Consider the following 25,052-nt stretch of genomic DNA (forward strand, 5'->3'; position numbering starts at 1 on the left):
TCAGGTTTGGGGAAGTTCGACGATGGATCTGCAAGGCACGCAAAACGGCGACACCCTGACGGGCGGCGCGGATAGCGACACGATCTACGGCTTCGCCGGCAATGACACCCTGAAGGGTCTGGCGGGCGACGACGTCCTGGCCGGGCATGACGGAAACGACAACCTGCAAGGCGGGGCTGGTGAAGACTACCTGTTGGGCGGCGCGGGCAATGATACGATCGACGGCGGCGCTGGCAACGACTGGGCGGCCTACGAGGACGCCACGGCCGGCGTGAAGGTCGACCTCACCATCACCGGCGCGCAAAACACCGTCGGCGGCGGGACCGACAAGCTGGTCGGCATCGAGAACGTCTACGGCTCGGCCTTCAATGACACCCTGACCGGCAACGCCGACAACAACATGCTGGTCGGCGACGCCGGCAACGACATCGTCAGCGGCGGCAAGGGCGACGACACCCTGTGGGGCGACGTGGGCAATGACACCCTCGATGGCGGCGACGGCGACGACTACATGGTCGGCGGCGCGGGCGACGACCTCATCAAGGGCGGCGCGGGCGTCGACTGGAGCTCGTACGAGAACGCCACGGCCGGGGTCACCGTCGACCTGAACAAGACCACGGTCCAGGACACGATCGGCGCGGGCAAGGACACCATCACCGGCGTCGAGCTGCTGTACGGCGGCAAGTTCGACGACGTCCTGACCGGCGACGCCAAGGACAACTACCTGTGGGGAACCGAGGGCAACGACAAGCTGTACGGCGGCGCGGGCGACGATCACCTGTCGGGTGGCGCGGGCGTCAACATCATCGACGGCGGTGACGGTTTCGACACGGTCGACTACGCGTTCAGCGACGCTGGCGTGACGATCAACCTGCAACCGGCCGTGCCGCCCGTGTTCAGTGGGCCCGAGAGCCATGACGTGATTACGTCGATCGAGGCGGCGATGGGCTCGGCCTTTGATGACCTGATCATCGGCAACGCGTCCGAGAACTACCTCTTCGGCGACGCTGGCGACGACGTGCTCCAGGCGGTGGGCGGCAACGACACGATGGATGGCGGCGACGGCGACGACTACCTGTTCGGCAGCGCTTCGGGCGGCGACCTGCTGATCGGCGGCGCGGGCGATGACGTCCTCTCGGTGTCCACGGGCTTGACCATCGTCGAGGGTGGCGATGGCGTCGACACCCTGCAGATTTCTCCGGCGATGGCCGACGCCTTCAAGGGCTACAAGGTCGACCTGCGGATCACAGGCGAGCAGGAGATTACCTTGGGCGTCCGCGTCCAGATGAGCGGCGTCGAGAACGTCACGGGCGGCGCGGGCAACGATATCCTGATCGGCGACGCCAAGGACAACGTCCTGATGGGCGGCTCGGCCGGCGACGACACCCTTGACGGTGGCGAGGGTTCGGACACGGTCAAATATCTCGACGACGGCAAGCTGGGCTACGTGGTCATCGACCTGGGCAAGACTGTCCAGACTCTGACCGAGGGGCGCGGGACCGACACTTTGATCTCGATCGAGAACGTGATCGGCACGTCGGGCGCCGACCAGATCACGGGCAACGTCTCGGCCAACCACCTGCGAGGCGAAGACGGAAATGACTGGCTAGAGGCCATCGGCGGCAACGACCTTCTCGAAGGCGGCTACGGCGACGATACCCTGATCGCCACGCGCGAAGGTGCTTCCAGCGACAAGCTGTTCGGCGGCGCGGGCGACGACCAGTTGGTGACCAACAAGTCGGGCGCGCTGCTGGACGGCGGTGACGGCGACGATCGGTTCAATGTCTCGCACTTCGCCAACCTGGTCGGCACGGTCGTCATCGACGGCGGCGCTGGCGCGGACACGCTCGATATGCGCGGCGCTTACGGACCCATCGCGAACCTGACGATCAGCCTGGCCGTCCAAGGACGCCAGGACGTCGGCCAGGGTCAGTTCCTCGACGTCAAAGGTGTCGAGAACATCCTGGGCGGCTCGGGCAACGACCGTCTGACCGGAGACGCGGGTGACAACCTGCTGGCTGGCGGCGCCGGTGACGACGTCCTGGATGGCGGCGCGGGCGTCGATATCGCCAGCTATGACGACTACAATTTCCAGACCAGCGTGAGGGTCGACCTGCGCAACGCCGTCCAGACCGACCTGGGCGGTCGCGGAACCGATACCTTCGTCTCTATCGAGGGCGTTCGCGGCACGGCCTTTGGCGACATCCTGATCGGAAACGACAAGGACAACCTCTTCATCGGCGGAGCGGGTAACGACACCATCGACGGCGGGGCGGGCATCGACACGGTCAGCTACCTGAATGACGGATTGCAGACCGGCGCCTACGTCAATCTTTGGCTGGAGGCGCAGGTCGCCAGCGATCGCGGCGTCGACAGGCTGGTCTCGATCGAGAACGTCATTGGTTCAGCCTACGACGATACGATCTCGGGTTCGGATGGCGCGAATGTCCTCATCGGTGGGGCGGGCAACGACGCCCTGGACGGCCGGGGCGGAGCGGACCTGCTGGATGGCGGCGTCGGCGATGACCTCCTGTCGACCTATTGGGAGCAGGGTGGCGTATGGGTGAATGGGGCGGGCTCGGTGCTGCGAGGCGGGGAAGGTCGCGACAACTTCGATCTTGGCTTGGGCGATCTACGCGCCGAGGGCGACGTCGGCGACGACCACTTCAATTTGAACAATCTCGCCGGCGCGAAGGTGATCGACGGTGGTGACGGTTACGACTCCATCCAGTTTGAAGTCCGCATCGGCATGGGCGTTGACTACACGAACGGCGTGACCGTCGACCTCACCAAGACCGGCAGCCAGCAGATCGCGACCGGGGTCACCGCGACGATCACTTCGATCGAGAGGATTTTTGGCAGCCAAGGCGCCGATCTGATCATCGGCGACAACGCTGACAATTATCTGGATGGTTTTGACGGGAACGACGTGGTCAAGGGTGGCGGCGGCGCCGACACCCTGTCCGGCCGGAACGGCTCCGATACCCTGACCGGTGGCTCGGGCGGTGACACCCTGTGGGGCGGCGCGGACTCGGATACCTTCGTCTTCGCCGCTGGAGACACCACCTGGTCGCTGAACAGCGAAGCCGGCCTTGATGTGATCAGAGACTGGACCTTCATCGACAAGCTGTCGTTCGGGCCACGTTCGGGTTCCGCCAACTACTTCGAACAGACGACCAGCAGCTGGCTCGGCGCTCTGACGATCGCGCCGCAGGCCATGGCGACGCTGCATCTTTCCTACCTGGCCATCCAGGTTGGTAGCGACACCTACGTCTTCGCGGCCCAACCGGGGACGAGCACCGGTCAGATCGAGAGCGTGGTCAAGCTGGTCGGCGTCGGGCTAGATGCGATCGGCGCGGAAAATTTCAGCTGACGCGATCGGACATCCTCTCCCGCAACCACCGTCGCACCCCTACGTTGACGCTATGTCCGCGTGGGGGCGCATCGCTTCCGCCAGACTTCCGGCGTCTAGACCGGAACACCGGAGGGAAGCGTATGAGATCGATCCTGCCCGTCGTGGCCTTGCTGGCCCTGGCCGCCTGTTCGCCCCAGACCGCCGAGAAGAAGGCCGACGCGCCCGCCGCGGCCGCGCCGACGGCGACCGCGCCCAAGCCGCCCAAGGCCGAGATCCCGGCCGGGGCCTACACGCTGGACAAAACGCACTCGACGCTGGTGTTCCGGGTCAGCCACCTGGGCTTCTCGAACTACACGGCCGCCTTCGCAGACTTCGACGCCAAGCTGACCTTCGATCAGAACAACGCCGGCGTCAGCGCGCTGGAGGCGACGATCAACCCGGCCTCCCTGACTCTGCCGGCCCCGCCCGCGGGCTTCCTGGCCGAGCTGACCGGCCCGCAATGGCTGAACACGGCGACGTATCCGACCATCACCTTCAAGTCGACCAAGGTGGAGACCACCGGTCCCGACACCGGCAAGGTGACGGGCGATCTGACCCTGCACGGGGTGACCAAGCCGGTGACGCTCGATGTGGTCTACAACGGCGGTTATGCCGGCCATCCGATGGACCCGCACGCCCGTGTCGGCTTCTCCGCCAAGGGGACGTTCAAGCGCTCGGACTTCGGCGTCGCCTATGGCGTGCCGGCCCCGGGCACGACCATGGGCGTCAGCGACGAGGTCCAGGTCACCATCGAATCCGAGTTCAGCGGTCCGGCCCTGGCGATGGCCCCGGCCGCCGCGACGCCGTCGGCCCAGCCTTAGCGCGCGCCACGCGTGAGGTAGCCTTCGAGCAGCGCCAAGGCGTGGTCCAGCCGCGCCTTGCGCCACTCGGGGGCGCTCATGTCGGTGTCGAGCGTGGCCGAGAGCGAGTAGCCGTTGGCCAGGTGGAAGCGGCTCATGGCCGCGATGGTCACGTAGATCTGCACCGGATCCAGGTTCGGGCCGAACACGCCCTGCTTCTGGCCGCTCTCGATCAGCCGCTCCATGGTGTGGCGCAGGGGGAAGGCCGTCTCGGTCACCACCTTGGACTGGGCGGCGAACTTGCCGTGTTGCAGGTTCTCGTTGCGCAGCAGGCCCTCGAAGCGGGGGTTCTTCTCGAAATAGTCGAAGGTGAAGCGCTGCAGTTCGAGGAAGCCTTCCAGCGGCTTGTCGAAGTCGATCTTCAGCTCTGCCTCACGCGCGCGCAGGTCCATGTAGGCGCTTTCGAGGACGGCCATGTACAGGCCCTTCTTGTCCCCGAAGTAGTGGTACAGCATCCGGATGTTACACTTGGCGGCCTTGACGATCTTTTCGATCCGGGCCCCGGCGAAGCCGGCCTGGGCGAACTCCCTCAGGGCGGCGGCGAGAATGGCTTTACGGGTCCGCTCGGCGTTGCGTTTTCGCGGCGCCCCCCCGGAGTCGATGGCGCTTTCGGTCTTGTTCACGTCCAGGACGGCGTCGGTCACGGGATCTTGGCTCCCTGATTGATCCAGGCGCCCAGCTGGGCTCGCTCCTCTACGGTCATGCCGGTCTCGTTGCCAAGGGGCATGCTGGTCGAGAGCACCGCGCGCTCGCGAATTTTGTCCGCATAGGTGCGGATATGCTCAGGGTTGTCGAAGGTCGCGCCCAGCGGCGGCGCCGCGAAGCCGGGGTGAGTCGGCGCCGCGCCGTGGCAGGTCACGCAGTGCTTTTCGACGATGGCCTGGGCGGTGGTGAAGGGGACCTGGCTCGAGATCTCGACCTTTGGCTTGGGCTTGGTGCTGGCGACGACCGTGGCGGCGAACACCAGCATGAAGCCGTAAAACAGGAAGTCGTGGCGGATCTTGCCGTGGTGCTTGAGCAGGAAGAACTGCCGGATCGAGATTCCGCCGGCGCTGATCATCGCCAGCAGCAGCCAGCTCAGCGGATGACCCGTGACCAGCGGATAGTGGTTGCTGATCATGATGAAGATGACCGGCAGGGTCATGTAGGTGTTGTGCACCGACCGCTGCTTGCCCATCGCGCCCAGGCGCGGGTCGACCTCGCGGCCCGCCAGCATGTCGGCGACGATCCTGCGCTGGTTGGGGATGATCACCAGGAAGACGTTGGCGACCATGGCCGTGCCGATGATCGCGCCCACGTGGATGAAGGTCCCGCGGTCGCTGAACAGCTTGCTCAGCACATAGGCCGCCGCCGTCAGCGCGCCGAACCAGACCAGGCCGAACCATAGTCCGCGCTGGCCCAGGGGCGAGCGGCACAGCGCTTCGTAGACGGCCAGGCCGCCGAAGATGAAGGCCAGCCCCGTGCCGATCGCGGCCGGCTGGCTGAACGCGTGCTTGGCCGTGTCGATCAGATAGACCGGCGCCTGCCAGTAGTAGAGCACGATCAGCAGAGCGAAGCCCGACAGCCAGGTGGTGTAGGCCTCCCATTTGAACCAGTGCAGGTGGTCGGGCATATGCGCCGGGGCCGTCATGTACTTTTGCGAATGATAGAAGCCGCCGCCGTGCACGGCCCACAGCTCGCCCTTCACGCCGTCCTTTTCAGGCACGGGCGCGCGCAGATTGTTGTCCAGCCAGACGAAGTAGAACGAGGCCCCGATCCAGGCGACGCCCGCGATCACGTGCAGCCAGCGAAGCGCGAGGTTCAGCCAGCCGGGAAGGTCGTAATCCATCGGTTAGGTCACCGCGTCGAGCAGTCGAAGTTTCGAGATCAGGCCGATCTGCTGGATCGCCTCGGCGATCTCGGCCGCTTCGTCGTGGGCCAGGCGCGCCTGCATGGCGGCCAGGATCGAGGTCTTGTCGTTCAGGCGCACGGCGATGATGAACGGGAAGCCGAAACGCTCGGAATAGGCGGCGTTCAGCTCGTGGAAGCGCGCATATTCCTCGGGTGTCAGGCGGTCGAGCCCGGCGCTGGCCTGTTCGGCGTTGCTTTCGGCGGTTAGCTGCTTGGCGATCGCGGCCTTGCCGGCCAGTTCGGGGTGGGCGCGGATCAGGGCCAGCTTGTCGGCGGTGGGGGCGGCGTCGAGGACGGCCATCATCGCCTGATGCAGGGCGTCGAGGCTGGCGAAGGGCCGCTCGTCCCAGGCGCGCTCGACCACCCATGGCGACAGTTCGAAGGCGAAGCCAAGCGCGGTGGTGAAACCTGTCTGGTTCATGCTGTTCAGCCGAGCCAGGGTCAGGGGCGGGGCGCCGCTCATGCCTTCACCTCATAAGGATGGGTCGCGATCCAGTGGCGGGCGATGTCGATGCGTTTGGCGACCCAGACGTGGTCGTGCTGGGTGATGTGTTCCAGGAACCGCCGCAGCGCGCCGATGCGGCCGGGCTTGCCGACCACGCGGCAGTGTAGACCCACGCTCATCATCTTCGGCGCGGTCTCGCCTTCCAGGTACAGGGCGTCGAACGCGTCGCGCAGGTAGGTGAAGAACTGTTCGCCGGTGTTGAAGCCCTGCGCCGCCGTGAAGCGCATGTCGTTGGCTTCCAGGGTGTAGGGCACGATCAGCTGGGCGCGGCCGTGCTGGTCGTCCCAGTAGGGCAGGTCGTCGGCGTAGCTGTCGGCGTCGTAGAGGAAGCCGCCTTCCTGGGCGACCAGGCGGGCGGTGTTGGGGCTGGTGCGGCCCTGGTACCAGCCCAGCGGGCGCTCGCCGGTCAGACGTTGCTGGATGTCGATGGCCTGCTGGATGTGCTCCAGCTCCTGCTCGGCCGTGAAGTGTTGGTAGTCGATCCAACGATAGCCGTGGGTGGCGATCTCCCAACCCGACTTCATCATCGCCTCGACGGCGTCGGGATGGCGTTCCATGGCCTGGGCGACGCCGAACACGGTCAGCGGCAGTTGGTATTCGTCGAACAGCCGGCGGATGCGCCAGAAGCCGGCGCGCGAGCCGTATTCATAGAGGCTCTCCATCGACATGTTGCGCATGCCTTCGATGGGCTGGGCGCCGACCATTTCAGACAGGAAGAACTCGGAGACGGGATCGCCGTGCAGGACCGACCGCTCGGCGCCTTCTTCGTAATTCAGCACGAACTGCACGGCCACGCGGGCGCCGTTCGGCCAGTTGGCCTGGGGCGGGTGTTCGCCGTAGCCGATCAGGTCGCGGGGGTAGGCGCTCATGCGAAGACCTTCGCCGCCGCGTCGACGCCCGCGCCGGCGGGAGCGCTGAAGCCTTCCCAGCGCAGCACGGCTTCCAACGCCGCCAGGGTCTGGAGAACCGCATGCTTGCGGGCGTTCACGCCCATGGTCCCGATGCGCCAGATCTTGCCGGCCAGAGGCCCGAAGGCCGAGCCGATCTCGATTTCGAACTCGGTGCGCATGCGGGCCTTCACCCGGTCGTAGTCGACGCCGCTGGGCGCGATGATGCCGGTGACGTTCGTCATCTTGTGGGCTTGGTCGCCATAGACCTGGAGACCCAGCGCCTCGATCCCAGCGACCATCGCCGCGCCGGACTGCTTGTGGCGGGCGAAGCGGGTCTCAAGGCCTTCCTCCAGCACGATCCGCGCGCACTCGCGGGCCGCGAACAGCATGCTGGCCGCCTCGGTGTGGTGGTTCAGGCGCTTGTCGGACCAGTAGTCCATGATCATCGCCAGATCGAAATAGTTGGAGGCGATGCGGCGGCCAGCGCCGCCGGCCGCGCCTGCCGTGGCGATGCCCTTCTCGACATGGCGGCGGCCGAAGATGTGGTCGGCGGCGCGGTCGCTGATGGTGATCGGCGCCGAGCCCGAGGGACCGCCCATGCACTTCTGCAATCCCGCGGTGACGATGTCGGCTCGCCACTTATCCACAGGCACGCTCATGCCGCCGAGCGTCGCGGTGGCGTCGACATAGAGCAGGGCGTCGTGGCGACGGCAGATCTCGCCGATGGCCTCGATGGGTTGGGCGATGGTGGTCGAGGTGTCGCCATGCACGCAGGCGACGAGGCGCGGCTTCACGCGCGCCACGGCGTCCTCGACCGCCTGAGGATCGACGACCTGGCCCCATTCGCCCTCGACGAAGGTGACCTTGGCGTCGCAGCGCTCGGCGATCTCGGCCAGCAGCAGTCCAAAGCGGCCGGCGTTGATCACGACCACGGCGTCACCGGGGCTCAGCGTCGAGACCAGCGCCGCCTCGATGCCGGCGCGCGAGGTGCCGTCGATCAGGAACGTCCATCGGTTCGTGGTCTGGAAGACGCCGCGATACAGCGCCATGACCTCGTTCATGTAGCCGGTGAACTCGGGGTCAAATTGACCAAGAAGTTGCACCGACATGGCCCGCAGCACGCGCGGGTGGACGTTGATCGGGCCAGGTCCCATCAGCAGGCGGGCGGGGTGGTCGAGTTCTTTGAATGTGTCGGTCATGCGCGTTCGCGTCGTTCTAGCTTGTCGATGAAATGGAGCATGGCCTGGGCCGCCAGGGCGCAGTCGGCCTCGGTGACGGCCTCGGCCGGGTTGTGGCTGATGCCGCCCTCGCAGCGCACGAACAGCATGGCGACGGGACACAGGTCGGCCATCACCATGGCGTCGTGGCCCGCGCCCGAAGGCAGGCGGCGCACGGGCAGGAAAAGATCTCTCAGAGCCTGTTCCAGCAGGTCCATCAGCGACGGATCGCAGGGGCTTTCGGCCAGGGCCTGCATCAGGGTGACGGTCGCCGAAAGCCCGCGCTTGGCGGCGATGGCGTGGATCTCGGCGCTGATGGTCAGCACGGCTTCATCGCGCGTCGCCGAGGTCTCGGCGCGGATGTCCATCGAGAACTCGATCGCGCCGGGGATGACGTTGAAGGCGCCGGGCAGGGCGGTCATGCGGCCGACCGTGCCGACCAAACCATCGGTCCCGGCGCGGCACAGGCGCTCCAAAGCCAAGATGGATTCGGCGGCGGCGGGGCCGGGGTCCTTGCGCAGGTTCATCGGCGTGGTGCCGGCGTGGCCAGCCGTGCCCTCGATCCGCACCATTAGCCGCTTCTGGGCGGCGATGGCGGTGACGACGCCCAGGGCCAGGCCCTCGGCTTCCAGCACCGGGCCCTGCTCGATGTGAGCCTCCAGGAAGGCCAGCACCGTCTCGGGATTGCGCGCCGCGCTCGCGATGTTCGTGGGATCGCCGCCGAACGCCGCCAGGGCCTGCGCCACCGACACGCCGTCGGCGTCCTTCATCTCCAGCGCGCTGGCGTCCAGCGTCCCGGCGATCGCCCGGCTGCAGCTCATCGAGGCGGGGAAGCGCGAGCCTTCCTCGTCACCGAACGCCACGACCTCGATCGCGAACGGCAAGCGGCGGCCGGCGCGGTTCAGGGCCTCGACCACGTCGATCCCCAGCATGACGCCCAGCGGCCCGTCATAACGCCCGCCGTTGCGGACGCTGTCGATGTGCGAGCCGATGATCAGCGCCTTGGCGTCGGGGAACTCGCCCTCGTAGCGGCCGATCAGATTGGCGGCGGCGTCGCGGCGCACGCTCATGCCGGCCTCCAGCATCCAGCCGGTCAAGGCCACCAGGGCGGCCTCGTGCGCGGGCGTCAGGAACCGGCGCGTCAGCTGGCCCTCGACCTCGCTGTAGGGCGCAACGCCCAGCAGGTCGCAGCGGGCCATGGCCCTCGCGCCGATGTCGAAACCCGCTGACACGTCCGATTTCGCCTCCATCCCGCAACCCTAGCAGGCTGCGCCCGCCGCTTTCCTGCGACAAGCGCCGAAGGGAGGATGATCCCGCTCAGGCGCCCGCCCGCGCGCCATGTCGAGATGGCGGCGCCTCCTGTTAAGTCATAATTTGCTTACTTACGGAAGAGCGGAGCCACTACGTCTCGCCGGCCGCTAGGGCCAGGCGGCGTTTGGGGAAGGCTTCCGGCAACTCGTCGCGCAGGAAGGCCATCATCTTTTCGCGGACTTCGCAACGCAGGTCGAACGTCTTGGGGGCGTTGCGGGCGCTGACCAGGCAGCGGACCTCCATGACCTCGGCGGTGAGGTCGGTGACGGCCAGGTTGACCACCTTGCCGTCCCAGAGGGGCGAGGCCTTGGCGATCTCTTCCAGTTTCGAACGGAGCCGGTCGACCGGCGCGGCGGGGTCGACATACAGCATGGCCGTGCCGATCAGGGCGGCGCTTTCCCGGGTCCAGTTCTGGAACGGCGTCTGGATGAAGTAGCTGAGCGGCAGCACCATCCGCCGCCAGTCCCACAGGCGCACGACCACGTAGGTGGCGTTGATCTCCTCGATATTCCCCCATTCCTTCTCGACGATCACGGCGTCGTCGATGCGGATCGGCTGGGTGACGGCGATCTGGATGCCGGCGATCAGGTTGGTCAGCAGGGGCTGCAGCGCGAGGCCGACGATCAGCGACGCCGCCCCGCCGGCCGCCAGCAGGCTGACGCCCCATTGGCGCACGCCGGGAATGGTCATCAGCGCCAGGGCCAGAGTGAAAACGCCAACCAGTATGGCGACCGCCCGCCGCAGGATCCGCACTTGGGTGATGTGCTTGCGGGCCAGCAGGTTGTCCTCGACGTCGACCTTGAAGCCCCGCAGGTAAAGGGCCGCGCCGATGTCCAGCGCGGTCATGGCCATCCAGCCCAGCAGCAGGATGAACAACACCAGCAGCACGTGCTTGGCGCCGCTGGCCTGGGCGGCCGCCAGGGGCGCGGCGGAGACGGCGGGACCGAGGGCGGCGACGATGAAGGCCATCCGCGTCGGTCGCCGCGTGCGGGCGATCAGGGGCTGCCAGAAGGCGCCATGGCGCGAGACGGCGTGCCTTACGACCACCACGACGACGGCGTGGACCGCCAGGGCGACAACGATGGCCAGGGTGATCAGCAACGTGCTGACCAGCCACGGCGGCGCCCAGCCGAGCAGCAGGGCGGTGTCGGTGAGCCAGGTTTTCAGATGCTCCATGCCCGTCCGAACGTCTCGCGGCGCATCAGGCTCCGGTCAAAAAGAAAGGGCCGCGCCGGAGATCCGGCGCGGCCCAAGTCAAGCGTTGGGAGGAAATAACGCTTAGAGGAAACCATGCTTGGTCGCGTGACGGGCGCCGAAACCGGCGGCCACCTTCGGCTGTCACGCTCCTTAGTAGACGAACCGGATGCCAGCGAAGATCGAGCGGCCCACGGCGGCGTAGCGCGTGGTGACCGGGTCGTTCTGGTAGGCCCAGCGGTTCTCGGCCTGGTTCGTCAGGTTCAGGGCGTCGACCGACAGGGTCATGTACTTGTTGAACTTGTAGGTCATCGAGCCGTCCAGGTTGAACGTGCTGCTGTTGCCCAGGAAGTCGTTGACCAGCGGCGAGTCGCAGAAGCCCGGCTCGCAGGTGCCGGTCGCGATCGGGTACTGCGTCCGGTACTTGGCGCGGTAGGCCGACGACAGGCGAACGCTGAACTTCTCGACTTCATAGAAGACCGTGAAGTTGAACGCGTCCGGCGAGGCGCCCGTGAACGGACCCTTGGCCGTGACCGCCGCCTGGTTCAGGCGGGCGTTGGCCGGGGTCACGATGTACTCGAGTTCCGACTCCAGGTGCGTGGCGTTGAACTGGACGCCCAGGTTCTTGAAGTACCAGGGCAGGAAGGTCAGGTTCTGCTGATAGTTGAACTCGATGCCGCGGATGTAGCCGCCCGGCGCGTTGCCGAACTGGCGGACGTCGAACGGGTTGTTGGCGTCGATATAGGCGATCGCCTGGGTGTTGGTCTGGGCCGCGCGCAGGGCCGCGATGGCGTCGGCGTCGAGGAACGTGCTCAGGCTGGCCGACGACACCAGGGTCTGCGGGAAGCTCGAGATGTCCTTGTTGAACACGGCCACCGAGACCAGGGCGCCCGGCGCGAAGTACCACTCCAGGCTCAGGTCCAGGTTGGTGGCGCGGAACGGATCCAGCTTGGGATTGCCAACCGTCAGCGAACCGCCGACCGTGGCGCCGTTGGACGGCACGCTGATCGAGGTGACGTTCGGGGCCAGGTTGGCCAGCAGCGGACGGGCCATGACCTTGGCCGCGCCGAAGCGCAGCAGCACGTCGTCAAGGACCTCGTACGACACGTTCATCGACGGCAGGATGTCGTGGTACTTGTTCGAGCCCGAGATCGGGCGCGAGGTGTTGGTCAGGCCGTCCGAATTGACCTCGGTCAGGGCGTAGCGCGTGCCGACATTGCCGCGCAGTTCGCGACCCAGGAACTCGGTGTCGAAGTCGAACTGGACGTAGGCGCTGGTGTCCTTCTCGTCGACCGAATAGCGGTTGGCCGCGCTGGCCAGGTACGACAGTCGCCAGTCGCCGTACTTGTTGATGCAGTTGCAGTCGAAGCCGAACAGCTCGGTCATCTTCTTCAGGTCGGGCGCCAGGAAGGCGGTCGTCGTGCCTTCCGGGACCTTCAGGCCGGTGCCCCAGTTGATCACCTTGCTGACGGCCGCGACGTTCGAGCCGGCTTCCTTCAGGCTGGGGTTCAGGGTCTCGCCGGTCAGGCGGCGATATTCCGAGGTGCCAAAGCCGTACTTGCGCTGGCTGATGCCGAACTTGACGTCCGTGCTGTTGTCCAGGTGGTACTTGAAGTCGACGCGCATCGTCTCGTAGTCGTTGCGCGTGTAGCGCTGGTAGTTCCGCAGGGCCGAGTAGCCCTTCACGAAGTCCCAGGCGCTGGTTTGCGTGGCGTCGAAGCCCAGGTTCAGGACCGGCATGTCGCCGCCGCCGCGGGCGTCGTAGACGACGTAATCGTTGCCGGCCACGCCCTGGCCGCTGTCCAGGCGGATGAAGTCCGCCAGCAGGCCTTGCGTCTTGTTGTTCGACGAGGACTTACCGTAGACGGCGGTCATCGACAGGTTGTCGTTGAACTCGTGGTCCAGCTTCAGCGACGATTGACGGAAATAGGTCGTGAAGAACGACGCGTCGGCGGCCGAGCGCAGGTCGACATTGCCCAGCTTCAGGTAGTCGGCATTGGCGCCGGTGGGCGAGAGGGCGGCGTCGATCAGGCGGACCGAGGGGCGACCGATGAACTGCGTCAGCATGGCCGTGCCGGTCGGATCGGCCACGTAACCGACGGACGACGGGCTGTTGTAGTAGTCGTACGGGTCGAGGTTGTTGGCGTTGTAGCTGAACGCCGTGCCCGGGACGAGCGCGCCGCCGCCCAATTGCTGACCGCAGTCGATGGCGTCCTGGATCGCGCTGGCGGCGCGGGCCGTGCAGCTGGCGTACAGGGCGCGCTTGGCCGCGGTGGTGGCGTCGGCGGTGATCGTGTTCAGGGCGGCGTTGGTATTGTTGCGGTTCAGGCCGACGGTCTGGACCTGATAGTTCACCGACGACTGCTCGAGTTCCGAATAGACCCAGTCCAGGGAGATCGTGGTGCGGCTGGTCGGACGCCATTGCACGGCGCCGGTCAGGCCGGTGCGCTTCTGGTCCAGATCCTGCTGGTTCAGCGTGGCCAGGGCCGGGATGCGGGTCAGGGGCCCCGGGGCGGTGATGCCCGTGCCGACGACCGTGGCGCTGGAGGGATTGTTGACCAGATTGTAGGCGGTCGGGTTCGAACCCGTCAGGGCCGAGCAGACGGCGGCGTTGGTGATGTTGACGCCCGGGATCACGCCGTTGTTGCACGACGTGCCGGTCGGGGCGGCGAAGCCCTGGCGACGCGGGGTGGCGGTGGTCGAACCCGTGCCCAGGAACGTGGCCTGGCGATAGGCATAGTCCGACTGGCCGGCCTGGCGCTGGTAGCTGTCGATGATCTGGTTGCGCTTGTTGTAGGCGACCGAGAACAGGGCGCCGAAGTCACCCCAGTTGGTTTCCCAGCGGTCAGAATAGAGGCCCGCGAAGCGCGGCGAGTGGGTGCCGCCGTTCTTGTAGTAGGCATCCTGCACGGACAGGGCCAGGCGACGGCCCTTGAAGTTCAGGGGCTTGCCGGTCTCCAGATCGACCGTGGCGCCCAGCGAGCCTTCGTCGGTCTCGGCCGAGGCGGTCTTCTGGACCTTCAGGGCGCTGAACAGCTCCGAGGCGAAGGTGTTGAAGTCGAAGCCGCGCGAGCGGTTGGCGCTGTCGCCCGAGTTGGACGGACCCGCCGTCGACAGGGCTTCCAGGCCGTTCAGGCGGACGCGGGTGAAGTCGCTGCCCAGGCCGCGGACGGTGATGGTGCGGCCTTCGCCGTTCTCGCGGTCGATCGAGACGCCCGGCAGGCGCTGCAGCGATTCCGCGAGGTTGGCGTCCGGGAAGTCGGCGATGTCGTCGGCGTTGATCGCGTCGACCATCGTGTTCGAGTTGCGCTTCAGGTTCAGCGCGCTCTGCACGGCGGCGCGGTAGCCGGTGACGACGATGGCCTCGACCGAGGAGTCCTCGGCGACGGGTTCGGCGGCGGCCGGGGCCGGCTCGGCCGCCGGGGCGGGTTGCGGGGTCTGCTCTTGGGCGAAGGCGGCGCCGGTCGTCAGCGACAAGGCGGCGGCCACGGTCAAGGCGCCCAGCGAGGTCTGAGCCAGAAGCGCACAGGCGCGACGATGCTTGGAATGAGTTTGCACGGTTCCCTCCCGGAAAGTTGGAAAAAGGGCCCGGCTCTTGTTGATGCTCGGCCGGTCCCAGAAATCGCTGGTACCGCTAACTGCGACCGGTGTCATAGGCAAGAGAAACCGGTGTCATTTGATATTTTGTAGTTTTTGTCGAAAACGAGCGCCGTAATGCGGCCCCGTTCGCATCGGTGGAAATAACCGACAATTAGCTGTTCAACGGGTTGAAACTTCTCGCGGAAGTTTGCGCGGGGTCGGGATACCCAAATTTCGAAGGTGGGCGCTTTGGCGCCGAGGGCGGGGGAAGCCCTTAAGGGGTTGTGTATCGGGAGATATCGCGACGTCGCCCAAGCACCGGCCGCCCTTCCCGCCCTGGTGGCGGGAATGACGGGAGGTGTCAGCGGGGCGAAGGCTGGGTCTAGAGCCCCGCCCAAGCCTCCAGATCGGCCAGCGCCCGGAGGCTCATCAGCCGCTTCTTCGCCCGGCCGCGTTCCTTGAGCGGGATCTTCTTGCCGTCTTCGTCGACCTTCGGGGCCTCCAGCGGCGGCAACAGGCCGTAGTTGATGTTCATCGGCTGGAAGCCGCCGGGACCGTTGCCGGCCTCCAGGTGGCCGCCGGTGATGTGCTCGACGAGCGCGCCCAGGGCGGTGGTCGGCGGCGGGGCGTCGATCGGCGCGCCCTTGCGATCGGCGGCGGCGAAGCGGCCGGTCAGCAAGCCCATGGCGGCGCTCTCGACATAGCCCTCGACGCCCGTGACCTGGCCAGCGAAGCGCAGGCGCGGGGCGACCTTCATGCGTAGCGACTTGTCCAAGAGCTTGGGCGAGTTGATGAAGGTGTTGCGGTGCAGGCCGCCTAGGCGGGCGAACTGGGCGTTCTCAAGCCCCGGGATCATCCGGAAGGTTTCGGCCTGGACGCCGTGCTTCAGCTTGGTCTGGAAGCCGACCATGTTCCACAAGGTGGCCAGGGCGTTGTCCTGGCGCAGCTGGACGATGGCGTAGGACTTCACGGTCGGGTCGCGGGGATTGGTCAGGCCGACGGGCTTCATCGGGCCGTGGCGCAGGGTCTCGCGGCCGCGCTCGGCCATCACCTCGATCGGCAGGCAGCCGTCGAAATAAGGGACGTTCTCCCACTCCTTGAACTCGGACTTGGGGCCTGCCAGCAGGGCGTCGATGAAAGCCTCGTACTGCTCCTTGTTCATGGGGCAGTTGATGTAGGCGGCCGCGTCGCCGCCAGGGCCTTCCTTGTCGTAGCGCGACTGGCGCCAGGCCTTGTCCATGTCGATCGAGTCGAAATGAATGATCGGCGCGATGGCGTCGAAGAAGCTGAGCTGGCCTTCGCCCGTCATGTCCAGGATCGCCTGGGCGAGGGCGGGCGAGGTGAGGGGGCCGGTGGCGACGATGACGTTGTCCCACGCTTCAGGCGGCAGGCCGGCGATCTCCTCGCGGACGATGGTGACCAGCGGGTGGGCCTCCAGGCGGCGGGTGACCTCGCCCGAGAAGCCGTCGCGATCGACGGCCAGGGCGCCGCCGGCGGGCACCTGGTGCTGGTCCGCGCAGGACATGATCAGGCTGTCCAGCTTGCGCATCTCGGCGTGCAGCAGGCCGACGGCGTTGAACTGCCAGTCGTCCGAACGGAACGAGTTGGAGCACACCATCTCGGCGAGGCCGTCGGTCTGGTGGGCGTCGGTGATGACTTTGCCGGTGGCGTCGTCCTTGCGCATCTCGTGCAGGATGACGGGGACGCCGGACCGAGCGATCTGCCAGGCGGCTTCGGAGCCGGCCAGGCCCCCGCCGATGACGTGCACAGGTTGATAGGTCGAATTCGTGGTCATGGGCGGGCGTATACCCCCGGCTGTCGCTCGGCGAAACCTGCGTGTAGGCTCGCGATAGGGGACAGGCGCTTCGCGCCAGGGTGGCGAGGAGGCCGGGTATGGGAGGATACATGGCGAGGTTTTCCATAGCCGACGCGGCCACGGCCGGGTTTGGGATCATCGCGCGCAAGCCGCTCGCGGTACTGGCCTGGGGGCTGGCGATGTTCGTCGCGACGGCGGCGCCGATGTACCTGCTGCTGTGGTTCATGCGGCCCGACTTCGCGCTGCTGATGCAGATGGGTGCCCAGGACAGCGCCGCGAACGACCCCGCGTTGATCGGCCGGTTCATGCGGATGCAGTCAGGGATGATGCTGTTCCAGCTGCTGTTCTGGATGTGGTCGACGGCCGTGAAGGCGGTGATCTGCTCGGCGGTGTTCCGCGCCGTGCTGGAGCCGCGGGACTCGCGGTTCGGCTATCTGCGGCTGGGCGCGCGGGAGGGCTGGCTGACCCTGCTGTTCCTGGTCGAATACGTCCTGGCCTACATCGCCTTCTTCGTCGTCGCGCTGCTGGGCATGGTCCTGGTGGCGATCGTCGGGGTCGGCGCGGGCGGCAATTCGGTGGGCGCGATGGTCGGGACCGGGTTTGTGGTCGGCCTCCTGGTGCTGGTGCTGGCCCTCTGGCTGGCCCTGAAACTGTCGATGGCCGCGCCGATGACCTTCGCCGACCGTCAGTTCCGGCTGTTCGAGTCGTGGAGCTTCACCAAGGGCCATGTCGGCAAGCTGCTGGGCTTGGCCCTGCTGCTGTTCGTCTTCCTGATCGGCATCGAGGTGCTTTTCGCTGGGGCGGTGATCGGCGGGATCTTCACCCTGGGCGGTCAGATGAGCTGGCTGTTCGAGCCGGGCGCGGTCCAGGCGCTGCTGCGTGAGCCGCCGATGGAGATCGTCCGCAAGCTGGGTCCGGCGATCGGTGTCGCGGGCGTGCTGTGGGTGGTGTTCTCGACGGTGGTCGTGACGGTGTTCTGCGCGCCGTGGGCGGCGTCCTATCGGGCGTTGCGCGAGCAGGATCTGGCCCAGGCTTAAATCCGGTTGCGTCCGGGCGACGTCATCGCCAGAACCGTGGTCAGGCCATAGATTGCGCGGGCTCGCGGCGACTCGCGGCCGCGCGCGCGTAGAGGGACTTGATCGGATGGCGGACGGATCGGCGAGCATCGGCGCGACCTTGCGCGCGGGCCTTTCCGACGTGACAGGCGCGGCTCGAGACTGCTGGGGCGCCCTGGCGCTGGCGGCCGTCCTCAGCGTCGCGGCGGGCCTGCTGCCGCCGGGGCTGCGTTTCATCGGCGCCCTGCTGGCCGGAGTGATCGCCCAGGGCGCGCTGCTTCGCCGAGCCTTCGATCGCCAAGGCGGCTTCAAGGGTCTGCGCTGGGGCCGTGACGAGTGGCGGCTGCTGGCCGCCCAGCTGATGATCCTGGCCCTGCTGTTCCTGATCGGCGCGATCCTGATGGTCATCGTCGGCGGCGTCGCCCTGGGCGTGGCCCGTACGGCGGCTCCGGACTTCAACGCCGGCACGACCGAGGGCTGGAAGGCCGCTTTCGCCAGCGCGGGTCCGGCTGGTTTCCTCGTTGGCCTGGTCCCTTTGGCCAGCTTCGCGGTCCTGGTTTGGCTGGGCCTGCGCCTGTCGTTGTCGGGTCCGGCCACGGTCGAGCAGTCGGGCGTGCGAGTGTTGAGCGCCTTTCCCCTGACCCGCGGCCACGTGCCGACCCTGCTGGTCGTCGGCCTGGCCGTGGCCGCGCCGGTGCTGGTCGTCAGCGCGGCGCTGAGCCTGGCGCCGCAAGGCCCCGTCACGGCGGCGGTGCTGGCGCTGTGCGCCTATTTCTACGCCATGCCGGCCTGGACCGGCGCCCTGGCCCACTTCTACCGCCGCCACGCGGTCTCGCAGGAAGTCTAGATGTCCGTCCGTCCCGTCGACGCCGCCCTCGAAGGCCTTCGCACCATGCGGCGCAAGCCGTTGCCGGTGCTGGCCTGGGCGACCTTTTCGCTGGTCATGCTGCCGATCCTGGGTCTGCTGGTGAAGATCGTGCTGGGCGACGAAGGCCGCGCGGCCCTGGCCGGACGCGCCGGCTCGGCCGACCCGCGCGAGATCCTCGACCTGGTCACGCACCTGGGCGGGGTGATGGTGCTGCTGATCGCCGTGGCCCTGGCTCTGGCCTCGGTGCTGCAGGCGGCGATCATCCGTTCGGTGATCGAGCCCAACAACAGCCGCTTCGCCTATCTGCGCCTGGGCAAGGAAGAGCTGCAACTGTTGGTCGTCTCGCTGATCACCTGGGCCGCGGCCCTGGGCGTGACGGTGATCCCGACCGGCGCGGTGGTGCTGGGCACGTCGCTACTGTCGGGCGCCGCGGCCGGCTGGTTCGGCACCCTGGGCGCCTTGGCGGTGATCGGCCTGTCACTGTGGGTGGCCGTGCGCCTGTCGTTGCTGGGCCCGCACGCCTTCTCGCACCATCACATCGACATCCGCGAGGCCTGGGTCCAGACCCACGGCCAGTTCCTGCGCCTGCTGGGCATGTATGTCCTGGCCATCGTCCTGTCGGCCCTGGTCTCGATCATCGGCGCGACGATCTCCAGCATCATCGGCAATGTGGTCGGCGGCGGCGTCGATCCCCTGAGCGGCGGCGACGTGGTCGCCAGCCACCCGCGCCTGATCCTGGTGCTGCTGGCCAACCTATTGCTGGCCCCGGTGTTCCTGACCCTGCAGACCGTGATCCTGGTCGCCGCCCCGGCCAAGGCCTTCGCCCAGCTGAACCAGGACGAGATCGACGCGGGGCTGCACGACTAGGCGCTGGCGGAAGGCCGCGCCGCCATCCGCTCGCGCCAGGCCAGCACATGCGTGGCCTCGGGCGGCGTGCGCAGTCCGGTGAAGTCGGCGAAGTCCAAGGTGGTCTGCCCGGTGATGTCGGCCATCGTATAGGTGTCGCCGGTGAGGTACGGCCGGCCGTCGGCCAGCTCGCGGTCCAGCCACAGCTGAGCGCGTTCGACCACTTCGCGGTTGGACTCCCCGAACTCGACGTTCTGCTTCAGCAGGCGCGCGGTCAGCGGGTGGGCATGGCGCCAGAACAGGCCGATCGGGACCATCAGGCGAAACTCGACACGCCGGATCCACATCTCGACGCGAGCCTGCTCAAGCGCGGTCATCCCGAACAGCGGCGGAATAGGGTGCAGCACCTCGAAGTAGCGGCAGATGGCGACCGTCTCGCTGATGGTCGTCCCATCCTCCAGCTCCAGCGTCGGCACCTGGCCCAGGCTGTTGCGCGCCAGGTGCTCGGGCGATTTGTGGCCGCCCTGGCGCATGCCGATCTGAATTTCGGGCACGCTGAGGCCCTTTTCGGCCAGGAAGATCCGCACGCGGCGTGGATTGGGCGCCGGCATGGCCTCGCCATAGAGCTTCATGGTTCCCTCCCGTTTGGGCGACGCTGAAGGCCGCCTTTCAAACGGATGTTAGAGGTGTTGTCCGCCTGGCCGCAACCTGGCGAATAAAGCCGCGTTCGGCACTGTCGAAGGGGCGCGAACCTTGTTAGGGCTAGCCGCCTGAACGCCAGCCCCCAGAACTCGCCCCAAGAGCCCGCCATGTCCAAGTTCTCCGCCTCCGACGCGGCCTTCTCCGGTTTCCGTCTGGTGCGGGAGAATCTTAAGGCCGTCGGGATCTGGGCGGGCGCCATGACGGTGCTGTCGATCATCGCCAACGTGCTGGCGATCGTGTTCTTCGGTCCGCAGCTGGAAGCCTTCCTCAGCTACACCTCCGAGAACACCACGCCGGACCTGCAGGAGATGGCGCGCCTGATGTCGGACCTGGCGCCGCTGGCGCTGTGGTCGCTGCCCTACAGTCTGCTGCTGAACGGGGTGATCTTCGCGACCGTGAATCGCGTGGTGCTGCGCCATGACGAGAGCCGCTTTGCCTACTTGCGCATTGGCGCGGCCGAGCTGCGGCAGGCGGCCGTGTGGCTGCTGTTCTGCCTGGTCCTGATCGGCGTGTTGTTCCTGGGTTCGGCCCTGGGCGGCTTCCTCAGCGCGCTGGGCGGCCCGACTGGTGCATTCCTGGGCCTGCTGTGTGTGGTCGGCGCGATGTGCGTGATGATCTGGCTGGCGGTGCGCTTGTCCTTCGCCTCGTCGGTCACCTTCGACACTGGCAAGGTCACGCTGTTCAAATCGATGCCTCAGACCGAGGGCCTCTTCTGGCCGTTGCTGGGCGCCTATCTGCTGGCCGCGGTGATGAGCGTGATCGTGGTGCTGCTGATCTGGACCATCGTCTCGGCCATCGGCCTGATCGCCTCGGGCGACTTCGCCGCCACCGGCAAGATGATGCGCGCCGACACCAGCTCGCTGCAGGCCTATTTCACGCCGGCCGGCATCGTCCAGGCGCTGTTCTCGGGCCTGATCTCTGTGCTGACCACCCTGATCGTCTTCGGCCCGGCCCCGAGCGTCTATCGTGAACTCAAGGCGCGCGAGAGCGGGGGCTCCAGCGAGAGCGGCGGCAACGGCGGCTGGTAGCCGTCGGGAAGATCCAAAGAAGAAGCCCCGGAGATCGTTCTCCGGGGCTTTTCTGTTTCTAGGCCCGCTTGGCTTTCTTCAGCTCGGCCACCCGCGCCTTGCGGCGCTCCTCGTGGCGATCCAGCAGCTCCTTGAGGTAGCGGCCGGTCCAGCTGGCCTCGACCTTGGCCACGTCCTGGGGCGAGCCGGTCGCGACGATCTCGCCGCCGCCATCGCCGCCCTCGGGACCGAAGTCGATCAGCCAGTCGGCGGTCTTCACCACGTCCAGGTTATGCTCGATGACCACCACGGTGTTGCCCTGGTCGGCCAGCTCGTGCAGCACCTCGAGCAGCTTCTTGGTGTCCTCGAAGTGCAGGCCGGTGGTCGGCTCGTCCAGGATGTACAGCGTCCGGCCGGTTGCCCGGCGCGACAGCTCCTTGGACAGCTTCACCCGCTGGGCCTCGCCGCCCGACAGGGTCGTGGCCTGCTGGCCGACCTTGATGTAGCTGAGACCGACGCGCTTGAGGGTCTCCATCTTGTCGCGGATCGGCGGCACGGCCTTGAAGAAGTCGGCGGCCTCCTCGACGGTCATGTCCAGGACGTCGGCGATCGTCTTGCCCTTGAACAGCACGTCCAGGGTTTCGCGGTTGTAGCGCTTGCCCTTGCAGATATCGCAGGTGACGTAGACGTCCGGCAGGAAGTGCATCTCGATCTTGATGACGCCGTCGCCCTGGCAGGCCTCGCAGCGGCCGCCCTTGACGTTGAAGCTGAAGCGACCCGGGCCGTAGCCGCGCGCCTTGCTCTCGGGCAGGCCCGCGAACCAGTCGCGGATCGGACCAAACGCGCCGGTATAGGTCGCCGGGTTCGAGCGCGGGGTGCGGCCGATCGGGCTCTGGTCGATGTCGATGACCTTGTCGAACTGCTCCAGACCCTCGATCCGCTCGTGCGGGGCGGGGGCGTCGCTGGCGTTGTTCAGGCGGCGCGCGGCGGCCTTGTACAGGGTCTCGATCGTGAAGGTCGACTTGCCGCCGCCCGACACGCCGGTGATGCAGGTGAAGGTCCCGACCGGGATCTCGGCCGTGACGTTCTTGAGGTTGTTGCCGGTGGCGCCAATGACCCGCAGCATCTTCTTCTTGTTGATCGGCCGGCGCTGTTCGGGCACCTCGATCTCGCGCGCGCCGGTCAGGTACATGCCCGTGACGCTCTTGGGATTGGCCATGATGTCGGCCGGCTTGCCCTCGGCGACGATCTCGCCGCCATGGACGCCGGCGGCCGGGCCCATGTCGATCACGTAGTCGGCGGTGAGGATCGCCTCCTCGTCATGCTCGACGACCAGCACCGAATTGCCCAGGTCCCGCAGGCCCTGCAGCGAGGTCAGCAGGCGGGTGTTGTCGCGTTGGTGCAGGCCGATCGACGGCTCGTCCAGCACATAGAGCACGCCGGTCAGGCCCGAGCCGATCTGGCTGGCCAGGCGGATGCGCTGGCTCTCGCCGCCCGACAGGGTGCCCGAGCCGCGCGACAGGTTCAGATAGTCGAGGCCGACATCGACCAGGAACCGCAGGCGATCATTGATCTCCTTCAGGATCCGCCGGGCGATCTCCATCTGCTTGTCGGTCAGCTTGCCTTCCAGGCTCGCGAACCAGTCGCGGGCCGGACGGATGGCCAGCATCGAGACCTCGGCGATGTCCATGGCGTCGATCTTGACGGCCAGGGCTTCGGGCTTCAGGCGCTTGCCGTGGCAGGTCTCGCAGGGCGTGTCGGATTGATAGCGGCCCAACTCTTCGCGGACCCAGCTGGAGTCCGTCTCACGCCAGCGGCGTTCCAGGTTCGGCAGCACGCCCTCGAAGGGCTTCTCGACCTCGTACTTGCGCGCGTTGTCGTCGTAGATGAACTTGATCTTGGTCCCCTTGGACCCGTTCAGCACTACGTCGCGCGCGTCGGGCGACAGCTTGTACCAGGCCTCGTCCATCGAGAAGCCGTAGTGGCGCGCCAGGGCTTGCAGGGTCTGAGTGTAGAGCGGCGACGGACCCTTGGCCCAAGGCGCGACCGCGCCCTTGTGCAGGCTCTTGTCCTTGTCGGGGATCACCAGGTCGGCGTCGAAGGCCAGCTTGGCGCCCAGGCCGTCGCAGACCGGGCAGGCGCCCGCCGGATTGTTGAACGAGAACAGGCGCGGCTCGATCTCGGCGATCGTGAAGCCGCTGACGGGGCAGGCGAAGCGTTCCGAGAACAGGATGCGCTTCGGCTCCTTCTCGCCTTCCTCGATATTGGCGAACTCGGCGACGGCGAGGCCATCGGCCAGGCGCAAGGCCTGCTCGATGGAGTCCGCCAGCCGCTGTTCCATGTCGGGCTTGGTCACCACGCGGTCCACGACCACGTCGATGTCGTGCTTGAACTTCTTGTCGAGAGCCGGGGCGTCCTCGATCGGATAGTATTCGCCGTCGATCTTCAGCCGCTGGAAGCCGGCCTTCTGCCACTCGGCGATCTCCTTCCGGTACTCGCCCTTGCGGTCGCGAACGACGGGGGCCAGCAGGTAGAGACGCGTGCCTTCGGGCAGGGCGGTGATCTTGTCGACCATCTGGCTGATGGTCTGGCTTTCGATCGGCAGGCCGGTGGCGGGCGAGTAAGGAACCCCGACCCGCGCCCACAGCAGGCGCATGTAGTCGTGGATCTCGGTCACCGTGCCGACGGTCGAGCGCGGGTTACGCGACGTGGTCTTCTGCTCGATCGAGATCGCCGGCGACAGGCCCTCGATAAGGTCGACGTCGGGCTTGCTCATCAGCTCCAGGAACTGACGCGCGTAGGCCGACAGGCTTTCCACATAGCGACGCTGGCCCTCGGCATAGATCGTGTCGAAGGCCAGGGACGACTTGCCCGAGCCCGACAGGCCAGTCAGCACGACCAGCTCGCCACGCGGGATGTCGACGCTGACGTTCTTGAGGTTATGCTCACGGGCGCCGCGAACGCGGATGAAGTTCAGTTGCTCAGCCATGTTTTCCGGAACGTTGGGCCGCCCGATTGGTGGCGGCGCAGCGGCTATATGTAGGGCTCGAAGCGCGAATTAACACAAGAACAAGATGCGAACAAATGTCGCGCGTGCGAGGGGCTGTTTCTGCTGACAGCGGATGTCAGCAGCGGCGCCGCCAATAGGGCGCCGGAAGGCCTCGAAAGCGGCGCCATTCGCGCGCGTCGTCCCTTCCCAGCTTAACCAGAGGTGGCGGGATGGGGCGGGGCGTGTGGACCAGGCGATGGCTCGCCGCCTCGGGCGGGGTGCTGGTCAACGGCCTGATCCTGGGCGCGCTGGTGCTGATCGAGGAGCCGCCGCCGCCACTGGAAGAGCCGCCGGTGATCGTCCTGGAGCTGGAGAGGCCGCGGAAGCGGGCCTCGCCACATCGCCAGGCGGCGGCCGGAGCGCGATCGGCGGCTCGGGCGGCGCCGGCCTCGACGGCGACATCGGAAGGCGAGGGGCCGCCGGCCGTCGCGCTGTCGGCGCCGTCCGCGCCTGTTGTCGATCCTGAGTGGAGAGTCGACCCCAAGGTCGTCGGCCGCTGGCGGTTGCTGGAAGGCAATGCCTCGATGGGAACCGGCCGGCTCAAGCGCGCGTGCCTTGGCCTCGGCAACGAGCACATGACGCCGGAGGAGAAGGAGGCCTGCTACAACGGCTGGGGGCGCAAGGCCGACAAGCGGCCGTCGCCCTCCTTCATCGGCCCGATCGACGAGCGGAAGTGGGAGATTCCCGAACCCAAGCCGCCGGAACGCTTCGACGAACCGCGCGGGCAGCGCTGCCGCGACTACCGCCGGGGCCGCACGCCCGGCTTTGCCGAGCGCAACCTCTCCACCGGCGGCCCGCCACCCAGGCTAAGCGAGGGCGGCTGCTTCTGACCTTGACCGTTCGTACTCCCTAAACCCTGTTTGGAAGCG

At 67.1% G+C, this 25,052-nt stretch carries 18 protein-coding genes; 7 read left to right on the plus strand and 11 right to left on the minus strand.

Features of this window, described 5'->3' with window-relative positions:
• The first annotated feature begins 22 nt into the window (after positions 1-22).
• Complete coding sequence (locus tag ACW173_RS13650; RefSeq protein WP_492080542.1) at positions 23-3,373, plus strand: hypothetical protein; 3,351 nt, start codon at positions 23-25, stop codon at positions 3,371-3,373.
• Positions 3,374-3,495: 122 nt separating this feature from the next.
• Positions 3,496-4,215, plus strand: a complete 720-nt coding sequence (locus ACW173_RS13655) for a YceI family protein (protein ID WP_492080543.1) — start codon at positions 3,496-3,498, stop codon at positions 4,213-4,215.
• On the opposite strand, the gene ACW173_RS13660 is transcribed toward ACW173_RS13655, so the two are convergent.
• From ACW173_RS13660 to trmFO, 9 genes are all read right to left on the minus strand, one after another.
• On the minus strand, positions 4,212-4,898 hold the full coding sequence (locus tag ACW173_RS13660) for a TetR/AcrR family transcriptional regulator (RefSeq protein ID WP_492080544.1): 687 nt from the start codon (positions 4,896-4,898) through the stop codon (positions 4,212-4,214). The two genes, ACW173_RS13655 and ACW173_RS13660, sit on opposite strands and share 4 nt — an antisense overlap.
• On the minus strand, positions 4,895-6,082 hold the full coding sequence (locus tag ACW173_RS13665; protein ID WP_492080545.1) for a urate hydroxylase PuuD: 1,188 nt from the start codon (positions 6,080-6,082) through the stop codon (positions 4,895-4,897). The genes ACW173_RS13660 and ACW173_RS13665 overlap by 4 nt, the downstream gene beginning before the upstream one ends.
• 3 nt (positions 6,083-6,085) lie before the next feature.
• Positions 6,086-6,607, minus strand: a complete 522-nt coding sequence (gene uraD / locus ACW173_RS13670; RefSeq protein WP_492080546.1) for a 2-oxo-4-hydroxy-4-carboxy-5-ureidoimidazoline decarboxylase — start codon at positions 6,605-6,607, stop codon at positions 6,086-6,088.
• Positions 6,604-7,518 (minus strand): allantoinase PuuE, encoded by a 915-nt coding sequence (puuE, locus tag ACW173_RS13675; protein WP_492080547.1) that lies wholly within the window; start codon positions 7,516-7,518, stop codon positions 6,604-6,606. The genes uraD and puuE overlap by 4 nt, the downstream gene beginning before the upstream one ends.
• Positions 7,515-8,738, minus strand: coding sequence for a pyridoxal-phosphate-dependent aminotransferase family protein (locus ACW173_RS13680; RefSeq protein ID WP_492080548.1), 1,224 nt, complete (start codon positions 8,736-8,738; stop codon positions 7,515-7,517). The genes puuE and ACW173_RS13680 overlap by 4 nt, the downstream gene beginning before the upstream one ends.
• Complete coding sequence (locus tag ACW173_RS13685; RefSeq protein WP_492080549.1) at positions 8,735-9,988, minus strand: allantoate amidohydrolase; 1,254 nt, start codon at positions 9,986-9,988, stop codon at positions 8,735-8,737. The genes ACW173_RS13680 and ACW173_RS13685 overlap by 4 nt, the downstream gene beginning before the upstream one ends.
• 169 nt (positions 9,989-10,157) lie before the next feature.
• Positions 10,158-11,243, minus strand: coding sequence for a mechanosensitive ion channel family protein (locus ACW173_RS13690; RefSeq protein WP_492080550.1), 1,086 nt, complete (start codon positions 11,241-11,243; stop codon positions 10,158-10,160).
• A gap of 171 nt (positions 11,244-11,414) precedes the next feature.
• Positions 11,415-14,819: a TonB-dependent receptor gene (locus tag ACW173_RS13695; RefSeq protein ID WP_492080551.1), complete on the minus strand. Its 3,405-nt coding sequence runs from the start codon at positions 14,817-14,819 to the stop codon at positions 11,415-11,417.
• Positions 14,820-15,222: 403 nt separating this feature from the next.
• Positions 15,223-16,635 (minus strand): methylenetetrahydrofolate--tRNA-(uracil(54)-C(5))-methyltransferase (FADH(2)-oxidizing) TrmFO, encoded by a 1,413-nt coding sequence (gene trmFO, locus ACW173_RS13700; RefSeq protein WP_492080552.1) that lies wholly within the window; start codon positions 16,633-16,635, stop codon positions 15,223-15,225.
• A 110-nt stretch (positions 16,636-16,745) separates the two neighbouring features.
• On the opposite strand from trmFO, the gene ACW173_RS13705 reads away from it, so the two are divergent.
• The 3 genes from ACW173_RS13705 (at position 16,746) to ACW173_RS13715 (ending at position 19,446) form a co-directional block, all read left to right on the plus strand.
• A complete protein-coding gene (locus tag ACW173_RS13705) occupies positions 16,746-17,693 on the plus strand; it encodes a hypothetical protein (protein ID WP_492080553.1) in 948 nt (315 codons plus the stop codon).
• Positions 17,694-17,799: 106 nt separating this feature from the next.
• Complete coding sequence (locus ACW173_RS13710; RefSeq protein WP_492080554.1) at positions 17,800-18,558, plus strand: hypothetical protein; 759 nt, start codon at positions 17,800-17,802, stop codon at positions 18,556-18,558.
• Positions 18,559-19,446, plus strand: a complete 888-nt coding sequence (locus ACW173_RS13715; RefSeq protein WP_492080555.1) for a hypothetical protein — start codon at positions 18,559-18,561, stop codon at positions 19,444-19,446. It abuts the gene before it with no gap.
• On the opposite strand, the gene ACW173_RS13720 is transcribed toward ACW173_RS13715, so the two are convergent.
• Positions 19,443-20,057 (minus strand): glutathione S-transferase family protein, encoded by a 615-nt coding sequence (locus tag ACW173_RS13720; protein ID WP_492080556.1) that lies wholly within the window; start codon positions 20,055-20,057, stop codon positions 19,443-19,445. The two genes, ACW173_RS13715 and ACW173_RS13720, sit on opposite strands and share 4 nt — an antisense overlap.
• A gap of 177 nt (positions 20,058-20,234) precedes the next feature.
• Here ACW173_RS13720 and ACW173_RS13725 point away from each other — a divergent pair, with 177 nt between their 5' ends.
• The gene (locus ACW173_RS13725; protein ID WP_492080557.1) at positions 20,235-21,155 is read left to right on the plus strand and encodes a hypothetical protein; all 921 of its coding nucleotides are present in this window, start codon (positions 20,235-20,237) and stop codon (positions 21,153-21,155) included.
• A gap of 58 nt (positions 21,156-21,213) precedes the next feature.
• Here the strand turns inward: ACW173_RS13725 and uvrA are convergent, their stop codons facing one another.
• A complete protein-coding gene (gene uvrA / locus ACW173_RS13730; RefSeq protein ID WP_492080558.1) occupies positions 21,214-24,123 on the minus strand; it encodes an excinuclease ABC subunit UvrA in 2,910 nt (969 codons plus the stop codon).
• Between the two features lie 242 nt (positions 24,124-24,365).
• Between uvrA and ACW173_RS13735 the strand changes: the two genes are divergently transcribed.
• On the plus strand, positions 24,366-25,013 hold the full coding sequence (locus ACW173_RS13735; protein WP_492080559.1) for a hypothetical protein: 648 nt from the start codon (positions 24,366-24,368) through the stop codon (positions 25,011-25,013).
• The last annotated feature ends 39 nt before the right edge of the window (positions 25,014-25,052 follow it).

This window comes from Caulobacter sp. ALps2 (assembly GCF_058681635.1).